An 18083-nucleotide genomic window follows, 5' to 3' on the forward strand; every position below is an offset into this window, starting at 1 on the left:
TTCTTGCTCTTAGGGGAATATATCCATACTTACACTTACAGTACCAATTCAACAAGTCTTGGAGGTATGGATCATGGTTTCCAGATTTATGAAGCTGGGTCTGATTTCTTTTTTGTCAATCTCGGCTCTCCTTGGGGCACATCACTATCGTATGCATTCCCCTAACCAGCAAATGATTTCGCAAGTAGATAGTTGGGAAGCCGCCAAACAAGGCTCACCGACGTTCTTTGACACGAATCCGTTCGGCATGCCTGGCGCGGATGCTAATTTGCGTAAAACGGGCAGCATGAACAGTCATGCGGCTGGATATGGGCTTACACCGCCTACTTCGATGAAGGCTTTAAAGGTCCATACCCAGGCAGCAAACGGAGCGCACGACAAAGCTTCGCCTTGGTGGAATTACCTAGGACTGCTTGGTTTAATCGGACTGCTTGGACTCGGCAAACGTTCCCGGACTTCTTAAAGTGACATGTGAAGGTTGGTTAAAGAGGCCTTGTTCCCGGTTTAGGGGAAGGCTTTTTTCTGTTTCGCTAAATTGTTTATGGACATTTGTTTATATTATAGACATATGTTTTTGATTGCGTTAAACTAAAGGCAGTTATTCGTTTGAAAGGAGCTTTTCATGGATCGTGAACAGCAAATTTTAGCACTAATACGTCAAAATCCATTCATCTCCCAAATTGAAATAGCCAGTGCCATAGGCATTTCCCGATCTGCTGTTGCCGGCTATATCGCTGCGTTGACCAAGAAAGGTACGATCCGAGGCCGAGCCTATGTCACATCTGATGAGCAAACCGTCATGTGTATCGGCGGCGCGAACCTAGACAGTAAAGCTGCCAGCAAGCAGGCTATTCGACTGGCCTCCTCGAATCCGGTAACGGTTACCGAGTCCTGCGGCGGTGTGGCTCGCAATATCGCGGATACACTAGCTGGTTTATCCTGCCGGACTGCCCTCGTAACCGTTGTCGGTGACGATAAGGCTGGTCAGTGGGTGCTTGATGAAACACGAAAGCGCGGTGTCGACGTCAGCCAAACGATTGTCCTACAGGGCGAGAACACGGGGACTTACACGGCGCTGCTTGATGCCACGGGCGAGATGTTTTTGGCTTTTGCCAACATGGAAATTTACGATAAATGTACACCCCAGCTTTTGATGGACAAATGGTCCCATATTGCGGCTTCCCAGCTGATCATTGCCGATACGAATTTGCCTGCGGATACGCTCCAAGAATTAATTAAGCGCTGTAAAGAAGAAGGCATCACGCTATTCATCGACCCCGTCTCTTCCGAAAAAGCGAAAAAGCTCCCGCAGGAGCTTCATGGTATTACAGCGATCTTCCCTAACCTGGAAGAAGCTCGATTACTTGCTGGTCCCTCGGTAGAAACCGATCAAGATTACGCTAAGCTGGCTAGAGCTATTCAGGCACGGGGTGTGAAACACGTAATCATTACACTTGGCAGCGCGGGTGTCATGTATGCTGGCGAGGAAGGCGAGCGGTTCTTCCCTCCTATTCCTACCCATGTCGTGGAAGTAACTGGCGCAGGTGATGCTCTCGTCGCTGGTATCGCTTATGGTGTGATGCATCAACATACCTTTATGGACGCATGCTCCTATGGGCTCGCTGCCGCACATATTACGCTTCAAACCAATCAATCTGTAGCAAGTGAACTAACCGAAGAGCGACTGCTACAAACCATACAATCGATAACTAAAGGAGACTGAACCTATTATGAACACATCCTACCTGACATTTACCGACGAAGTGAAAGATGCTCTCGCGAACAATAAGCCAATCGTAGCCTTGGAAACAACGATTATCTCACACGGGATGCCTTATCCGCAGAACATTGAAATGGCCAAAAAAGTGGAACAAATCATCCGCGATAACGGCGCTGTTCCAGCAACGATTGGCATTATGGATGGCAAAATCAAAATCGGCTTGAACGAGCAGGAGCTTGAGGCTTTCGCGACAACAGCTAATGTAGAAAAAGTTAGCCGTCGTGACTTCCCTTACATCCTATCGTCCGGCAAAATCGGCGCAACGACTGTTGCGGCAACGATGATCGGCGCTGCGCTTGCCGGCATCGAAGTGTTCGCTACCGGCGGTATCGGCGGTGTTCACCGCGAAGGTGAAGTGACAATGGACGTCTCCGCTGACTTGACGGAGTTGGCTCAAACGAACGTCGCTGTCGTCTGCGCAGGCGTGAAGTCGATCCTCGATATTGGCCGCACGCTCGAGTATTTGGAAACCCACGGCGTACCCGTAGTTGGTTTCAAAACGAGCGAGTTCCCGTCCTTCTACGCCCGCGAAAGCGGCTACGGTGTTGACTTCCGCCTCGATGAGGCAGCCGAGGTTGCGGCCATGCTCCGCACCAAGTGGGAGCTGGGACTTGCCGGCGGCGCCATCATCGCCAATCCGGTTCCTGCGGAATCCGCAATGGACCATCACGAGATCGAAGGCGTCATCCAGCAAGCGCTGGCTGAGGCCAAAGATCAAAACGTGACCGGCAAGAAGGTCACGCCTTTCCTGCTAGCGCGCATCAAACAGCTGACCGAAGGCCGCAGCTTGGAGACGAACATCGCGCTCGTTTATCACAACGCGCAAACGGCCGCGCAGGTTGCGGTTGCCCTTAAGAACAAGTAGTCGAGTTCATCTGACCTCGACTTCTCAAAAAAACGAGCCCCAGAAGTTCTGGCGGCTCGTTTTTACGTTGGATGGCTAGCATTATGCCATATACAGCGGATTACTTACAGATGCAAGAAGCATTTCATGCACCTCGACAAAATACCGCCACACCTCAGCCCGATAAAAACTTCGACCTGCCAGCTCACCTAGTAACTCGAGCGAATGCTCATTGTAAACGATACATGAGCGCTCGACACCTTGATTCGAGATTAGCTTAACCTCATCCCCTGCAAGCAGCCCTGACAGCACAAGCTTTACATTTTCTTCACGCTCCGGTGCATCTATAGGCACTACATCGCCCATATTATACTTCCCTGCGCTCAACTCCATGACTGGACCATCCGGTGAGTAGCTTAGAAAAACGCGCCCCGTATCGATACCTTGAAGTATGCCGTCAACGGTTCGAGAGGATGCATACACCCAGGTTGTCGGCGAACTATGACTGACGTAGCTTCCAAACCGGTGCATATCACTGCCACCTACGGCGATGAGGCGTTTGCCCCTGCAAAGCTGCCCATGCCACCAGTCGAGAGTCTTGCGGTTAGCTTCCCGCCAAGGCCCGTTCCAAATTTCTACCCAATCATAATCGACCATCCAGTCCCATTCCCAGCCGCAATTCGGACAATGGGGATGGTTCAGCACGACGCGTGCGCCATTCGATCTTGCCTCACGTATACGTTCCTGCACCTGCTCCGAGCTAGTCGCACGGAAATCTACCACAGGCTTAACAACACCCAAGAAGTTCGCATGTCCGTGATTCGTCGTCAATTCCATACCGGGAATTAAAACAACGCCCGTTTCATGCGGATAAGCAAGATTTTGACTGTACGTATTATGATCCGTCATTGCTAGAAAATCGCAGCCCAACTCTTCCATAATTCGAGCATTCTCGGATAATGTTAGGGCTCCATCACTGTGGACGGTATGCATATGAAGATCGCCCTTCAGCCAACGCCCTTCCTTGGGTATGCAGGCAACCTTCACAATGACGGTGCATCCTGCCGGTGGAATCCGGTACGTACCTAGCAGCACACACCACTCCCCGTTGACCATGTACCCAGGTACATATCCGGGAGTCGCCTTTTCAAGCTCCACATAAAACTCGGTTCGCGCGCCCCCGCTCCAGCCTCTCACTTGATCCGTATCCTTTAAACCAAGATCAATGACGCAGTCTCCGGGTCCATGGGATTCCACTTCTATGCTAACGTAAATACGTTCCATACCTGAGGCTACTTGAAAAGGAACCTCCACATAGCGATCGGCTTCCTCACTTGTAATGAAACGAGATATCGTCACGAAGCTCATAGGCTCCCCCTATTCCTTCGTAGCGCCGACCATAAGGCCTGTTACGAAATATTTTTGCACAAATGGATAAATAGCTACCAATGGAATCAAGGCCAGCATGACACCGGCCATCCGAACATTAGGCGTCATAAACAAGTTGCTGCTGGTCGAGTCGGACTGAATGACGAGTGAGCGCAGCGCTACCTGCAAAGTAAACATTTTCTGATCGGTGATATAGAGCAGTCCAGGCGTCAGTTGATTCCAACGTGAAACGAATTCGAACAATGCAACAGTAGCCAATCCTGGTTTAGCAAGCGGCACATACATGGTAGAAAAAATGCGAAACTCACCTGCTCCGTCGATTTTAGCGGATTCCGCCATTTCGTACGAAACAGCTCCAAAGAAATTTCTCATTAGTAAAATACTGAAACCTGAAACCAAACTATATAAAATCAAAGCATATACGGAATTCAATAAGCCTAGCTCTTTATTCACAACGTAAAGGGGGATCATCACGGCTTCATTCGGAACCATCATGGTAAGCAAAATAAAGCTAATGATCAGCTTGCGCCCAGGCAGCCCCTTGTGCAGCAGCACATATCCAGCCATTGCACATAGCAGCAAGTGGACAAACGTCCCCAACAACGTCACCAGTACATTCAAACCGAAAGGTCTCCACAGCTCAATACGCTGCCACACTGTCTGGTATCCCTCTAGGCTCGGCTCAGAAGGCCATAATCGAATACCGCCATGCATGGATGAGATGTTAGAGGAAATGGAGATGACAAAGGTGTTCCAAATAGGCAGGATCATCGTCGCTACAAGCAGCAGCAGGAAGAGGCTGTTTACTATATGGAAGGGCAAGTCTCTGCCGTTCAACGATTTATTCATAACACGATTTCACTCCTCGTCATAACGAATCAGTTTGCGGGTTGCGAACACTAAGATCAGCGTTGCCAATACAACGAGAAAGCCTGCGGCTGATGCAACGCCCATTTTGAACTCAAGAATTCCTTTTTGATACGTATACGTCATCAGTACATCCACTTTACGGGCAATAACAGGATTACTTAGAATGATCATTTGGTCGAACATCCGAAGCATCCCGATCATATTCAGCAAGGTCACAACCTTCATCGTCGGAATGAGCTGAGGCAGGGTTACATAACGAATTTGCTGCCAGCGTCCAGCTCCATCCATACGCGCGGCTTCATACAAAGAAGGGGAAATGGTCACTATAGAGGCCAAATAAAGAATGCAAGTGAAACCCATTTCCTTCCAAGTGTTCGTTAAGACCATTAAAGCTTGGGCATAGTCGACTTCCGCAAAAAAATGAATCGGTTTAGCAGCACCAAGCAGCTTCAACAAATCATTAACAAATCCTCCGTCCGGAGACAGCATAATGATCCAGATGCCTCCTACAACAACCCAAGAAAAAAGATGCGGCAAGTAAATAACCATTTGTGTCAGCTTCTTAAACCACGTTTTAAGCACTTCGTTTAACGACAGAGCCGTTATAATCGGGGCAAAAAAGCCAACTATCAGCATCCCGACTCCGATGATTAAGGTGTTCTCCAAGACGCGCCAGAATACCGGATCGTTCCAAACCGTGATGTAATTCTGAAGACCAACGAACGGACGATTTCCAATAATCCGAAAGTTTTGCATGGAGATTTGCAAGCCCTTAATGAGCGGGTAATAAGAGAAAATCAAAAAATAAATCACAACGGGAATCATCATGATATACATTACGCGATAACGTGCCCATGCGGTCACTTGACGTCCCACCTTATCCATGAAAAGTAAAGCGGCGGCTGGGGAGTTATTCCCTGCCTCCGCTCTCTCATTAGTCAATTAGTTTAGCTGCTTTTAGCTCATCATTCATTTTTTTCACAGCCTCTGCTGCTGGCAGTTTACCCATCATCGCTTGGAAAGCATAATTGGTAACGATTTTTTCAGCGCTCGGCCAGTCTTTGGTGGAGTTTTCAATCGTTGCATTATTATCGAAAATAACTTGACGGCCTTCCATAGCGCCTGGCAGCGTACCAATCGGGTTCTTAAAGTTCGTGTTGTTCGGGAACGGAGCGCCATGGTCCATACCATGTTTAACTCCCTCATCGGTTAGCGTATATTTCCCATCTTTAACGGTGTAATCACTGCCTTCAATACCTAATGTGCTAAGAATGTTGCCCTTCTCGGAGTGCCAGAATTCTAAAAATTTAATCGCCGTATCTGCATGCTCAGCATTCACTGGAACTCCCCAAACACTTGGGTCGCCGCGACGAAGCATGATTTTACCATCTGGACCTACAGCCCCAGCGATTGCTTTGGCTTTAAAGTTAGGATCATCCGTTTTTTTCATATTATTGAACAAACCTACCCATGCATCCCAGTACGTGACCATCCCAACACGATTCGTCAAGAAGAGCTCTCTCATTTTGGCTGAATCGTTGGTGGCGAAGTTCGGGTCTAGAATACCTTCCTTGTACAGCTTCGCAAACCACTCATAAATCGGAACCGCTGCTTCTGTTGCATAAGGAATCGAACGCTTGCCACTGGCATCAATCACATATTTGTATTTCACGCCTGCTGCGCTCATAAACCCTTGAATGTCGTATAACCCAGCCGTGGACAAGCCATAGGTGTCGTCTTTACCGTTGCCGTCTGGATCTTTTTCCTTGAATGACTTCAGTACTTGGTAGAAATCCTCCAATGATTTCGGCTGCTGCAGCTTCAGCTTGTCCATCCAATCTTGACGAACGGTAGGCAGTGTGCCGCCTTCTGATTTATTAAATACACTAAAGATCTGACCGTCTTTGTAAGTGATCATGTCCCATTCCTTGGTTGGAATCACTTTAGGATCGGATAAAATTTTGGAGGCTTTGATCTTATCGTTTAACGGCATCAGAGCACCTTGATCAACAAGGACATCCATATTACCTTTGCCCATATAGATGAGGTCATACTTTTCGCCGGCTGAAATCGCTGCATATAGTTTCTTATCATAGTCGGCTGCTGGTTTCTCAATGGTGACCTTAATACCGGTCAATCTTTCTACTTCCTTCTCAAATAGGGCATTCTCTTCCGGCGTCTTGCCCCCTGCAACATTGCTCAGAACGCGGAGGGTTTCTTGTTTGGCCGGCTTGGAAGTTTCGCTGCCAGCGTTTGTTGTTGTTTTATCACTATTCGTGCTGCACGCAGTGGCTAGTAAACTTGTCGATAAAACAAGTGCTGCGATCATTCCTGCTTTTTTGTTGAACATGGGTATGGCCTCCTATTTTTCTATCTATTTATGGGGTTTGATGGTATAGCTAACTCTCGCTCGGGCACATGAGCCTCTATAAACTAAACTGGCAGGAATCAAAATTCGTTTGGCAATGGCGTTGGGCTGACGGCACTGTTCGATGAGCAGCTTGGCTGCTTCGCTTCCCAGTACCTCCCCGTTGAGCCTGACTCCGGTAAGGGGTGGCTTGAATTCAGGTGCGAAGACAGAATCATCGCTGAAAGCAAAGACAGAAAGGTCATGCGGTATTTGGAAATTAAGCTCCGCAGCCGCTTGGTAAACTCCTAATGCGACTTTATCTGTATCCGTAATGATGGCTGTAATATGCGGATAAGCTGCTAATAGCTTCTTGGTCATCTGGTAACCGTAGACAGTGGACGTTAATCTGCTATCTTTATACACAATGAACTTTGCATCAACCGACAGCTCCGCTTTATTGTAGGCTCTGTAGTAACCATGCTCCCGGTCTTGAGCAACCGTTCTTTCCTTCGGTGCATTGAGGAACGCGATATGAATATGACCTAATTGCAGAAGGTACTCGGTAACGATTTGTCCCATCTCTATATTATCGTTATCCACATAGGAGACACTGGATTCGAACTCCTCCTGTGGTCTTCCTATCACGACAAGCGGCACGTTACGCTTTATTCGTTCGGAAATTCGCTCATCATTTGCGGCAGGATCCAGAAGAATGTCACCATCTACGGGATCTGTAGCCAAATGCTCAACTTGGCAGGAGAATTCGGTAGACAGGGTGTTTACCAGCAACCGGTAGCCCTGGTTATAGCACTCTCTCAACACGCCATTAAAGAGACCAAGATGGAACTGACTGAATTTCACTTGCTCACCAGGCATATTTAACCCGATGATATTCGTTTTTTTATTAGCTAAACTGCGAGCCCAGTAATTGGGTCGATAATTCAAATTTAAAGCTGCATCAAGTACACGCTGCGACACTTCCTTGCTAATCGGCCTTTTTTTACTAAACACGTTGGACACTGTACTCTTGGATACCCCAGCTACTTTTGCAACATCATCTATGTTGGCCATATGAGCTCGCCTCACTTCTATTTCATATTAAACCGGTTTTATCAACGGAGTTTTAAATAGAGCTTAATGATTTGTAAAGGAAATGCGCGTTTTTGATGATCGTTTTAATCAAAAACCAGGAAATTCAAGCATTTCCTTACAATCCATAACTACAAATCATGAAACCGGTTCGACGATTTGTTTACACAAAAAGAGAAAACCGCCAGGGAATATCCCTGACGGTTCTTTTAAGTTCGATAAATCTTTACGCTTACTCGCTAACCCAAACCGTCTTCTGCTCGAACGGCACCCGCTGCGCCTTAGGAGGAGCCATGTCTGGATAGCCGATGTAGATGAATCCGACCAGCTCCTCTTTTCCCGCTAAACTGAACGCTTCACGCATCTTCGGATGATAGGTAGGTGCACCCGACCGCCATACTGCTCCTAGGCCTAGTGCGTGCGCTGTAAGCAGCATGTTCTGAACTGCGGCGTGTGCTGCCGCATATTCCTCGGTCTCCGGAACTACAGGCTTCACTGAGGGTGTTACGGCCACGGCAATAACGACAGGCGCTCGGAACGCTTTCTTCTCCTGAGCGCTTTTCAGCTTGGATAACTCCTCCTCAGAGAGTGTTGGATCCGCTTCAGCAGCGGCAACCTCAGCGTAGCCTCGACCAAGCAATCCTCTGCCTTCTCCAGTCATGACCCAGAACCTCCATGGCTCTGTGTGACAATGGTTAGGCGCCCAAATGCCTGCTTCAAGGATTTGTTCGATTAGCGGCTTGTCGACAGGATCCTGTTTAACCTTGCCGATACTGCGGCGATGGCGAATCGCTTCTTTAATTTCCATGAACCCCACTCCTCTCCCTTTTGCTTATTCTCTCTCTATTGTTGCACGACCCAAGCTCACACTGCAAACTACATCGGAAGCATCGTCCTAGTAGCTATGAACTTTTCCTTGCAGCTTAATGAATCATGCTTTATGCTTTCACTGCTGTTTGCGGCAGCTCAATATCGTGCAAATTCAGCTTTTTATCTGTCGGAAGGAAGGCTGCCAATAACCCAATTAACGGTAAAAAGGCACAGAGCTTAATAACAAAGGTGATGCTTGTTGCATCAGCCAGCGTTCCCAGCACAGCTGATCCGATCCCGCCTAAACCAAAGGCCAATCCGAAGAACAATCCAGAAACTGTACCCACCTTGCCTGGCAGCAGCTCTTGTGCATAAACGACAATGACGGAAAAGCCGGATAACAAAATAAACCCGATACACGCACAAAGAACACCTGCCCAGAACAAATTGGCGTATGGCAGAAGCAGCGAGAACGGCGCAGTGCCTAGAATAGAGAACCAGATCATATTACGTCTCCCAAAACGATCCGCTAAAGGTCCACCCATGAAAGTACCTACAGCTCCGGCAGCAAGCAGGGTGAAAATGAAAAGCTGCGCTCTTTCGACCGAGAGCTGGTCATGTTCGATCAAATAAAAGGCGTAGAACCCTGTCATACTGGCCACATAAACAAACTTAGAAAATAGCAGCATGATGAGAATAAATATCGCATAGGCAACCATTTTGCGTGGGAGCTTCTTTCGGACACCCCCGGTTTTGTTGGCTGTGGATGGACGGCTTCCCGCCTTCCGATACCATTTGGCAACGAAAAACTGAACAACGATCGCCGCCGCAGCGACAAATGAAAACCAGATGATACCGAATTGACCAAACGGTACAAAGATTAGGGCTGTAAAGACAGGAGCCAAAGCCTGCCCGATGTTACCGCCTGTTTGGAAGATCGACTGCGCCAGTCCTCTGCGAGGCCCAGCAGCCAAATAGGCCACACGCGATGCTTCCGGGTGAAGGACCGAGGAACCCAGACCAACCAGAATGACGGCTAATATAACCTGCACGAACGATGACGCCACAGCCAAGACAATCACGCCCATAAGAGAGAAAAACACACCTGCGGGAAGCAGAAATGGCTTCGGTTTAGCGTCTGTGTACAGACCAATTAAGGGTTGAAACATCGATGCGGTCACATTCAGAGTGAAGGCAATCCACCCGATTTGTGTAAAACTGAGCTGTAACGAATCATGAAGAATCGGGAACACTGCAGGGATAACGGATTGAATCGCATCATTCAACAAATGAACCAAGCTTATTGAAAATAAAATAGCATAAACGGTACTATTACGGGCATTGTTTGATACGGACATGTGATCTCAAACCCTTTCATCATATCATCTGATGTTTAAAATTAGAGGAGAATAAAGCTACTCCTGGTTAACATACTTTTTAAGCTGGCTGACCGTATCATCTAGATTTTGCTTGGTCCAGTACTCGGCAGCCGATACATCCTTGTCTTTAATCGCCTGATACATATTTTCATGCTGGAGATTGTGGGAATCATGTGGACTCTCGACACTCACCAATTTGTATGACGTTTCGAGGAGAACGGTTGAGAAAGTCCGGTACAGGTCGATGGCAACGCTGTTCTTGCTGGCGATAGCTATGGACAGATGGAACTTTACATCAGAGTTCAGATAGGTGCTCGTATCGCCTTTCTCCAGCGCTTCCGACCGTTGATCCAGTGCGCTGCGCATCTGCTCAAGATCATGATCATCGCGGCGCTCCGCGGCTAATCGGGCGATTTCCAGCTCGAGCATCCTTCTTACCTCATAGACCTCCAGAATCTCGGCTCTGCGAAGCCTATGATCAAGCGGTTCCTGCACACCGGTGTTAGCCGTCAAAAAAGTGCCGAAGCCCTGCTTCTTTTCGAGCAGACCCGCATGAACAAGCACTCTGACCGCTTCACGGATCGTCGAACGTCCGACACCGAATTGCTGCATCAGCTCGGGTTCCGTTGGAATCTTGTCGCCCGGCTTCATTTCGCCTTCCGATATTTTCTTTTGTAATTGATTAACAACATCGTCAACCAATTTAGGGCGATTTAGCGGCTGGAATGACATTTTGGAATTCATCAGATCATCTCCTGTTTGTTGAGTATAGCATAGGTGAGCTTGGATTTTCATCCTATTTTTTACAATGGGGCTCCGTACAAAGATCACGGTTGCCTCCTTCCTTATATGAGTGCCTTAAATCGACTGAAAACACGGCTTATGTTGCTCTTGTGCGAGGTATTGTAAAGGTTGCTGCGTAGAAGGTTGCGTCTATGGCGTATAGTTTATTTTAAAGCAAGTTACTCACACGGCGTATGTGTTTACGTACGCGCTTACTCATCCATTCTAATGTTGTATTTTATGCAAGATTATGCAAGAAAATCTGCCTTTTCCACATAATTGTTGCAAAAAATACAACAATTCCAGCCAAAAGTAGCTCTATTGCCTCTAAATCGGTTAAATTGTTGTACGACATACAACAGTCCTTAGCTTGCCCAGAAGGAAATGAAGGAAATTGTTGTACGTTGTACAACTTGTCTTCGAAATTCCCTCCTTTCATCCAAAAGCAGAAAACAAAAACATCAGCAATTATCCGCGCATCAAAGAAAGCCACGGTCAAGGTACTCATTCGCTTGCTCGTCCACATGCTAATGTTGTACTTTGTACAACATTATGCAAGCTAATCCGCGTTTTCCACGTAATTGTTGCAAAAAATACAACAATTCCAGCCAAAAGTAGCTCTATTGCCTCTAAATCGAATAAATTGTTGTACGACATACAACAATCCTTAACTTGCCCAGAAGAAATGAAGGAAATTGTTGTACGTTGTACAACTTGTCTTCGAAATAAAAATTCGGAAGCCCCTTTTTCACCTATATGTATGAGACATATGTGTCTTTTTAGCGTGTGAAAACCATCGAAGTTACCTTTAGTGTTTTGGGTGTTCCTTATGCGCATTGCACATCATCCAAGCTTCTTCATTTATCATTCTCATTTTTCATTTTCATCTATCATTCTCAGTCTTCATTTCATTATCATTTTCATCTATCATTCTAATTTTATTTATCATTCTTATTTATCATTCTCATTCTTCAATCTCACTTATCATTCTCATTCTTCAATCGACTTATCATTCTCACTCCAATCAACCAAACCCCCTTAGCACTCCCCTACCGAGACTGCCAAGAATTTGACAATGACGTACTCCATCATGCAAGGTATAGTTATAGCAACAGAAGATGAACGATAGTTTGCTAGATTCAAATAAAATAATTAACCCTTGGGAGGTACTATGAAATCCACGAAACTCACGATGATCGCGACGGCCGCAATGGCTTTCTCCTTATTCACTTCAGCTTCACTTTCTCTTCCAGCTTCCGCTGCTGCAGCCAAAACAAGCGCTGATTTCACAGATTTGGCCGGCAGTGATGCCGCGCTTAAAGCTAAGATTGATGCGATGATTGCAGCTGGTATTTTCGAAGGCGTCTCAGACAGCACATTTGGCATTACGCAAAATATGACTCGTGCTCAATTTGCCAAAGTAGCCACATTGATCTACAACATCACTGTTGACCCAACCGTTAAGGTGTCCAGTTTCTCCGATGTTAATGCCAACGATGCAGCAAATGGCTGGGCTATCCCTTATATTGAAGCCGCCAAAAAAGCAGGCCTCATAGACGGTGTTACCGACACCACTTTCATGCCCGGCGATTCAGTAACGACAGCTCAACTGGATACTGTCCTACTTAAAGGCTTAGGCAAAAAGATTTCCATGACAGGTTCACCTTGGTACACAGACGCTGTGAAACAAGCAACAGAACTTGGTATTCACCCTACTAGCAAATCTGGCGACCAGGCTGCCAACCGCGCTGACCTTGTTCTAAGCTCCTATACAGCTCAGCAAGCTTTCGGGAATCAAACACTCATTTCGATTACAAAAACGCAAGCCTCTTCTTCCGACAATAAGAAGGTTCAAGTTACTTTCAATAAAAAGGTAGATGCTAGCAAAGCAACGCTCACTTTGAAAAATGGTTCAACGGTTGTCTTTACGATAACAGAATGGGCTAGTGATAGCCAATCGGCAACATTAACAGCCAACGTAGCGCTTGCTGCAGGTGATTACACGGTTACGCTTGGCGGACTCGACGCTTCCACTGTCCAAACAACAACTGGCAGCTTTAGCGTTACAGCTCCTAGCACAGGGAACGTTTCAATTAACGGCACCTATACAATAGCTAGTGTGCTCGATAGCGGTCTAACAGATGCGGCAACAGGATTGAATGATCTCGTTGACAAAGCAACTGCTGAAGATCCAACTAAAAGTAAATTAGCTAAAGAAATTGAAATTAAAGTGACATCAGCTAGTGGCGATCCCATTGCGATCCCTGGGGTTGTTCAATCTGTTCATTCCTCTGATTCTAGCATAGCTAAAGTCGGTCTTACCTCAGACCATCACGCTTATGTTCTGGGCAACAAACCTGGAACAGCAGACATCAGTGTCATTGTCCAAATTGGAAATGGCGACGCTAAGCAATTACACGTAACTGTTACGGTTAAAAGCGACGCGATCACTGCCAAGGAAATAAAAGCAGGACAAACTTCCATTGAGAAGACGGTAACAGGCAGCGTTTATACCTTCAATGCTTATACGGAAATGGATCTTTCCATCACAGATAACTACGGTATTAAGTATACAAGTGCGGACATTAAAGGCTATAATTTCGCACTAGGCACCCTTTTCATCACGAATGATATTAAGGGAACTGCCGGCACACCTGTAGGAACCGTAGAGGTTGACGCGGCTGGAAACGTTAAAGTGACTGACAATGTGACTTCCTTCGAATTAACCGCAGTAACTCCAACTGGTGAAAAAACAACAAGCTACGTGACACTTAAGCACTAATAAAATCAAAGAAAAACCGTCAGGGACACCCTGACGGTTTTTCTAAATTATGGCTTAAACGCCAGCAATGCCTCTCTAACCTCGGCCGCCGTGTCCATCTCCAAAATCCTTTCAACTAACGACTCGCAATCGCTGCGGTTCAAATCCGTAATCACTTTCTTCACCTTGGAAAGCGATGAAGCCGCCATACTCCATTCATGCAGACCTAAGCCGAGCAAAAGCGGTGCTGCAATCGGGTCACCTGCCATGCTGCCGCACATTCCACTCCATTTGCCTACAGCATTAGAAGCATCGATGACCGTCTTGATCAGTCGAATGACGGCCGGATGGAAATAATCGTATAAATAAGCTACCTTCTCATTCATACGATCGACAGCAACCGTGTACTGCACAAGATCGTTCGTCCCGATGCTGAAGAAGTCTACTTCCTTGGCAAATCTGGAAGCGAGCAATGCTGCTGACGGAATTTCAATCATAATTCCCAATTCTACAGAATCCGCATAAGGGACTCCTTCTTGGCCCAGCTGCTCACGCACCAGCTCATAGATTTCTTTCGCCTGACGCCATTCTTCCATGCCCGAAATCATCGGAAACATGATTTTCACATCACCGTGAACCCCCGCTCGCAAAATCGCACGAAGCTGGGTTATAAGCAATTCCTTACGGTCTAGACAAAGTCGAATGGCTCGGTAACCAAGAAAGGGATTCATCTCCTTCGGCAAATCCAGATAAGGAAGCTCCTTATCGCCGCCAATATCGAGCGTACGAATAACAACAGGACGTCCCTTCATTGCTTCTGCTACCTGCCGGTAAGCCTTATATTGGGTTTCCTCGTCAGGCATCTGAGATTGTCCCATAAATAAAAACTCTGTACGATACAGTCCTACTGCTTCAGCCCCTTGGCTCAGCAGGCTTACCGATTCTTCCACCGTACCGATGTTTGCTGCCAGTTCCACACGGAAGCCGTCCTTCGTAACAGCATCCCGTTCCACATAAGCCAGCAGCTCGGCCTTCTCAGCTTCATCACGCAGCATAAGAACATGAAAAGATTCTTTGGTTGACGCTGTTGGATTTAAGATACAGTTTCCAGTCGAGCCATCAATGAGAAGCTCATCTCCATGCTGAATCTGATCTATCCCATCCCCCAACCCAAGGATCGCTGCAATCCCTAAAGAATTGGCCAAAATAGCCGTGTGGGAAGTTTTGCCGCCAATACGGGTGACAAACCCGAGCACCAAATTTTTGTCCAACTGAACCGTATCAGAAGGTGTCAAATCATCCGCTACAAGAATGACAGGCTCCCCGATATCGGAAAGCTGTGTTCCTTTGCGTTCACATAGCTGAGCAAACATCCTGTTTCCTACATCCCGGACATCCGCCGCGCGCTCCCGCATATATTCATTCTTCATGCTTTCGAACAGAGCAGCAATCTGCGTAACCACTTGATATATCGCGCTTTCCGCTGTCCACTGCTCGCTTACAATTAATTTCTCCATAGGTGGATAAAAGGTTGGATCTTGCAAAAAGCTGATCTGCCCTTTCAGAATCACAGCCTTTTCTTCCCCAAGTGTACGCTGCGCCTTTTCAATCAGAACTTGCAGTTCAGCCTCGCACGCTGTTTTGGCTTTGCGAAGCCGTTCAACCTCGGTATCGGTATCTTGCGTTTTCTTTTTCTCTACGTCCGTTAGCCGCACTGGAGCGTACACGAATGCTTTACCAGTGCGAATGCCGGCAGATACCCCGAGACCTTGCAATACTCTCTCCGTCATGCTAGCATCTCCTATCCCTCAAGCTGCTATAAGCAGTTCTTATACTTCTCCAAAGCCGCTTTCCACCAATTCAGCCAAAGCATCCAGCGCCGCTTGTTCATCCGGTCCTTCTGTTGTCAGGGTAATGACCGAACCCTTCTCCAACCCAAGCGTCATAAGACCAAGAATACTTTTCCCGTCAATGATCGCGTTATTAGGCTCATTGTAATATTCCAGCTTTACAGTTGATTGAAAAGATGCCGCCTTTTCCGTAAACAGTTGGGCAGGGCGAATATGAAAGCCGGAATCGTTCCGGATCGTAAGTTCTTTTGAAATCATGGTTGTCTTCTCCTCTTAGATGGTTTGTAGAATCGTTATCAATTGCTGCGCATCAGTTACTTTCAATAAGCTTTCACGGAACTCCTCGTTAATCAGCTTACGGGAGAGCGCGATCAAAATTTGCAGATGCTCATTGCCAGCAGCAGCCTCCGGCACAGCAATCATGAAGACGATGCGAACAGGCTGTTCATCTAGAGATTTCCAATCAAGAGGCTGTGTCAACTTGGCAAAAGCAACGCCCGGCTTGCTGACTCCGTTCGACTTCCCGTGAGGAATAGCCACCCCAAAACCAATACCAGTTGAGCCCGTTTCTTCCCGCTTCAAAACCGCCTCCAGATATGCTGCTTTATCCGAAATACAGCCAGCGGCTGCAAGTCCGTCGATCATGGATTGCATACATTCTTCTTTGCTTGTTGCTTCCAATGGAATCAAAATGCTTTGTTCATTCAGTAGTTCTTGAATATTCATATTCGTATCCTCCCTAAATGTAAAGGGGGAAGAGATTCCCCCTGCGTGATTAGTTTTAATTGGTGTAAAATTTTAGTCTTTTACAGGCTTCTTCAATATATTCAGCATGATGGCTGTAACAACAGTCCCTGCTACGATAGCAAGAGCATACATACCCAGGTGGCTGACGGCATTCGGGATCGGCAGGACGAAAATCCCTCCATGAGGCGCGCGCAAAGTAGCACCGAACAGCATGGATAGAGCGCCTGTTAAAGCGGAGCCGACCATGATCGAAGGGATCACGCGGAACGGATCGCCTGCGGCAAACGGAATGGCACCTTCCGTGATAAATGAAATTCCCAGAACAGAAGCCGCTTTACCGGCATCCCGCTCCTCCTTCGTAAATTTCTTCGGAGCTAATATCGTTGCCAGCCACAAACCAAGCGGAGGTGTCATACCAGCAGCCATTACTGCTGCCATTGGACCATATACACTGCTGGCCAATAACCCTACAGCGAACGTATAAGCCGCTTTATTCACAGGGCCGCCCATATCAAATGCCATCATCGCTCCAAGTAGAAGACCGAGCAATACGGCATTCGTGGATCCGAGCGATTTGAGCCATACCGTTAAACCATCCATAATTGCTTTTACAGGTTCTCCAATGACATATATCATTAAAAGTCCAGTAATTCCGGTAGCTAGTAAAGGAATAATTAGAATAGGTTTCAAGCCTTCAAAATTCTTAGGCATCTTGATATAATCTTTCAACAATTTCGCGACATAACCCGCAAGAAATCCGGCGATGATTCCGCCAAGGAAACCTGCTCCCATTTTTGAAGCGAGCATCCCGCCAACAAGACCTGGCGCCAAGCCCGGCTTTTCCGCAATGGAGAAGGCGATGAATCCTGCCAAGATCGGTACCATTAAAGCAAAAGCTGCTCCGCCGCCAATGTCCATTAAAGCTGCGGCAAATGTACCCTGTTCTTTAAAAGCCTCAATTCCAAAAATAAAAGAAAGTGCAATTAGCAATCCGCCAGCGACAACCAAAGGAAGCATGTTTGAAACACCTGTCATCAGATGCTTATAGGCTCCGGTTCGTGAAGCGCTGCGCTGTGATTTCGACTGCTCTACTTGCTTCAGATAATCACCCGCAGAGGCTGCTTCTTTGTTCAACGCTTCATCGAGAAGGCCTACCGGATTTTTGATCGCCTGCGCCACAGGGACTTTAACAACCGGCTTTCCAGCGAAACGGGATTCTAATACATCCGTGTCCGCAGCTACAATAATGGCATGTGCCTCAGCAATCTCCTGCTCAGTAAACTCGTTTTCTACACCGACAGCTCCTCTGGTTTCTACTTTAATCGAAATACCCTTTTCTCTAGCTGCTTTTGCTAAGGATTCAGCAGCCATGTACGTATGGGCAACACCGGTTGGACAAGCAGTAACAGCAAGAATCTTTTTCATAGACGC

At 47.0% G+C, this 18083-nt stretch carries 16 protein-coding genes; 4 read left to right on the forward strand and 12 right to left on the reverse strand.

Annotation, left to right across the window (positions count from 1 at the left end; translation table 11 throughout):
* The first annotated feature begins 73 nt into the window (after nt 1–73).
* The 3 genes from ASG85_RS11265 (at nt 74) to ASG85_RS11275 (ending at nt 2645) form a co-directional block, all read left to right on the forward strand.
* The gene (locus ASG85_RS11265; RefSeq protein ID WP_057302552.1) at nt 74–463 is read left to right on the forward strand and encodes a hypothetical protein; all 390 of its coding nucleotides are present in this window, start codon (nt 74–76) and stop codon (nt 461–463) included.
* 159 nt (nt 464–622) lie between these two features.
* On the forward strand, nt 623–1723 hold the full coding sequence (locus tag ASG85_RS11270; protein WP_060646265.1) for a carbohydrate kinase: 1101 nt from the start codon (nt 623–625) through the stop codon (nt 1721–1723).
* A gap of 7 nt (nt 1724–1730) precedes the next feature.
* Nucleotides 1731–2645, forward strand: coding sequence for a pseudouridine-5'-phosphate glycosidase (locus ASG85_RS11275; protein WP_060646266.1), 915 nt, complete (start codon nt 1731–1733; stop codon nt 2643–2645).
* A gap of 81 nt (nt 2646–2726) precedes the next feature.
* On the opposite strand, the gene ASG85_RS11280 is transcribed toward ASG85_RS11275, so the two are convergent.
* The 8 genes from ASG85_RS11280 to ASG85_RS11315 all read right to left on the reverse strand — a co-directional run bounded on the left by ASG85_RS11280 (nt 2727) and on the right by ASG85_RS11315 (nt 11255).
* Complete coding sequence (locus ASG85_RS11280; RefSeq protein ID WP_060646267.1) at nt 2727–3992, reverse strand: CehA/McbA family metallohydrolase; 1266 nt, start codon at nt 3990–3992, stop codon at nt 2727–2729.
* Between the two features lie 9 nt (nt 3993–4001).
* A complete protein-coding gene (locus tag ASG85_RS11285) occupies nt 4002–4862 on the reverse strand; it encodes a carbohydrate ABC transporter permease (RefSeq protein WP_060646268.1) in 861 nt (286 codons plus the stop codon).
* Between the two features lie 9 nt (nt 4863–4871).
* Entirely contained in the window at nt 4872–5825 is a 954-nt protein-coding gene (locus tag ASG85_RS11290; protein WP_235550106.1) for an ABC transporter permease subunit, read from the reverse strand.
* On the reverse strand, nt 5818–7233 hold the full coding sequence (locus tag ASG85_RS11295; protein ID WP_060646270.1) for an extracellular solute-binding protein: 1416 nt from the start codon (nt 7231–7233) through the stop codon (nt 5818–5820). The genes ASG85_RS11290 and ASG85_RS11295 overlap by 8 nt, the downstream gene beginning before the upstream one ends.
* A 24-nt stretch (nt 7234–7257) precedes the next feature.
* Nucleotides 7258–8304 (reverse strand): LacI family DNA-binding transcriptional regulator, encoded by a 1047-nt coding sequence (locus ASG85_RS11300; protein WP_060646271.1) that lies wholly within the window; start codon nt 8302–8304, stop codon nt 7258–7260.
* A gap of 250 nt (nt 8305–8554) precedes the next feature.
* Nucleotides 8555–9130, reverse strand: a complete 576-nt coding sequence (locus ASG85_RS11305; RefSeq protein WP_060646272.1) for a nitroreductase — start codon at nt 9128–9130, stop codon at nt 8555–8557.
* 130 nt (nt 9131–9260) lie between these two features.
* Nucleotides 9261–10490, reverse strand: a complete 1230-nt coding sequence (locus ASG85_RS11310) for an MFS transporter (RefSeq protein ID WP_060646273.1) — start codon at nt 10488–10490, stop codon at nt 9261–9263.
* Nucleotides 10491–10547: 57 nt separating this feature from the next.
* The gene (locus ASG85_RS11315; RefSeq protein WP_060646274.1) at nt 10548–11255 is read right to left on the reverse strand and encodes a FadR/GntR family transcriptional regulator; all 708 of its coding nucleotides are present in this window, start codon (nt 11253–11255) and stop codon (nt 10548–10550) included.
* 1210 nt (nt 11256–12465) lie between these two features.
* Between ASG85_RS11315 and ASG85_RS11330 the strand changes: the two genes are divergently transcribed.
* Entirely contained in the window at nt 12466–14076 is a 1611-nt protein-coding gene (locus ASG85_RS11330) for an S-layer homology domain-containing protein (RefSeq protein WP_060646277.1), read from the forward strand.
* Between the two features lie 47 nt (nt 14077–14123).
* On the opposite strand, the gene ptsP is transcribed toward ASG85_RS11330, so the two are convergent.
* The 4 genes from ptsP to ASG85_RS11350 all read right to left on the reverse strand — a co-directional run bounded on the left by ptsP (nt 14124) and on the right by ASG85_RS11350 (nt 18077).
* Nucleotides 14124–15845 carry a phosphoenolpyruvate--protein phosphotransferase gene (gene ptsP / locus ASG85_RS11335; protein ID WP_060646278.1) on the reverse strand — a complete coding sequence of 574 codons (1722 nt, stop codon included), beginning with the start codon at nt 15843–15845 and terminating at the stop codon, nt 14124–14126.
* A gap of 39 nt (nt 15846–15884) precedes the next feature.
* Nucleotides 15885–16163: an HPr family phosphocarrier protein gene (locus ASG85_RS11340; RefSeq protein ID WP_057302561.1), complete on the reverse strand. Its 279-nt coding sequence runs from the start codon at nt 16161–16163 to the stop codon at nt 15885–15887.
* 15 nt (nt 16164–16178) lie between these two features.
* Nucleotides 16179–16631, reverse strand: a complete 453-nt coding sequence (locus tag ASG85_RS11345; protein WP_057302562.1) for a PTS sugar transporter subunit IIA — start codon at nt 16629–16631, stop codon at nt 16179–16181.
* Between the two features lie 72 nt (nt 16632–16703).
* Nucleotides 16704–18077, reverse strand: coding sequence for a PTS fructose transporter subunit IIC (locus tag ASG85_RS11350; RefSeq protein ID WP_060646330.1), 1374 nt, complete (start codon nt 18075–18077; stop codon nt 16704–16706).
* Nucleotides 18078–18083 lie beyond the last annotated feature (6 nt).

Origin of the sequence: Paenibacillus sp. Soil724D2 (assembly GCF_001427935.1) — a bacterium.
Taxonomy (GTDB): domain Bacteria; phylum Bacillota; class Bacilli; order Paenibacillales; family NBRC-103111; genus Paenibacillus_E.